Source organism: Vibrio sp. Y176 (assembly GCF_033438945.1).
In genome coordinates, this window is the sequence record NZ_JAWOQS010000155.1 from 1 (window position 1) to 986 (window position 986).

Below are 986 nucleotides of genomic sequence, written 5' to 3' on the forward strand. Positions count from 1 at the left end.
GTATTTGCTCTGTTGCACTTTCCCGCGTTTGAAGGCCAGCAATGGCAATTGTGGCGTTGGGTGAGTCATGCATTGCTGCATTTCTCGGTAACACACATCATCTTTAACTTGTTGTGGTGGTGGCAACTTGGTGGCGATATTGAACGTCGCCTTGGTTCTGGCAAGTTACTGCAAATCTTTGTGGTATCTGCGGCACTCTCTGGTGCTGGCCAGTTCTATGTTGAAGGTGCAAACTTCGGTGGGTTATCTGGTGTTGTGTACGCGCTACTCGGTTATTTGTGGGTTTTGGGTTACCGCTTACCTCATTTAGGTTTAACGCTGCCGAAATCCATCATTGGTTTTATGTTGGTGTGGTTGGTACTTGGTTTTGTGCAACCGTTTATGGCCATTGCCAATACGGCTCACTTAGCTGGCTTGTTGGCCGGGATGGCGATTGCTCTGTTCGACTCGGGCAAGCAGAAATACCAACAACAAGCGTGATAGCAAAAACAAAAAAAGACCGCTCGAAAGCGGTCTTTTTGTATCTAAAGCAGCGTTACTTACTGATAGAGGTATTTGGTAAACAGCAAATCAGCAATGACGGTTTTCCCGGTCTCTGGCAGTAAGGTTTCGTTTAGCTCTTTCACCAACGTTTTGCGTAGGTCTTCTCGGCCAGAAAGCGACTTGATCGTATCTTCGGTTTGTTTGCCTAGGAGTTCGATGACCGCATCGCGAATCAAGGGTTGATGGTGCTCAACAATCGCTAGGTCTTGTTGGCTCATCACCATGATGTCGATACGCACTTGTACATAGCCTAATTTTTTACCTTTGGTGTAAAAGTTAGTGGTTAAATCTGGCTCTAGGGTGAAGTACGCTAATTTTGGTCCAGTCTCTTCCGTTTCAGCCCAACTTGGTGCGGAGATCAGGATTGTTAACGCAAAAATAATTTGGGCTATATAACGTTTGTACATATTTCTAACTTTTCTTTCTCTGGATCGCGATATTCG

The 986-nt window shown here is 45.5% G+C and carries 2 protein-coding genes; one reads left to right on the forward strand and one right to left on the reverse strand.

The genetic code is table 11. From position 1 onward, the window contains the following. Nucleotides 1-480, forward strand: a 480-nt coding sequence (locus R7O13_RS24785) for a rhomboid family intramembrane serine protease (RefSeq protein WP_318304926.1), incomplete at its 5' end; no start/stop codon positions are given. 59 nt (nt 481-539) lie between these two features. Here the strand turns inward: R7O13_RS24785 and R7O13_RS24790 are convergent. Then, nucleotides 540-950, reverse strand: coding sequence for a flagellar basal body-associated protein FliL (locus R7O13_RS24790; protein WP_318126950.1), 411 nt, complete (start codon nt 948-950; stop codon nt 540-542). Nucleotides 951-986: the final 36 nt, after the last annotated feature.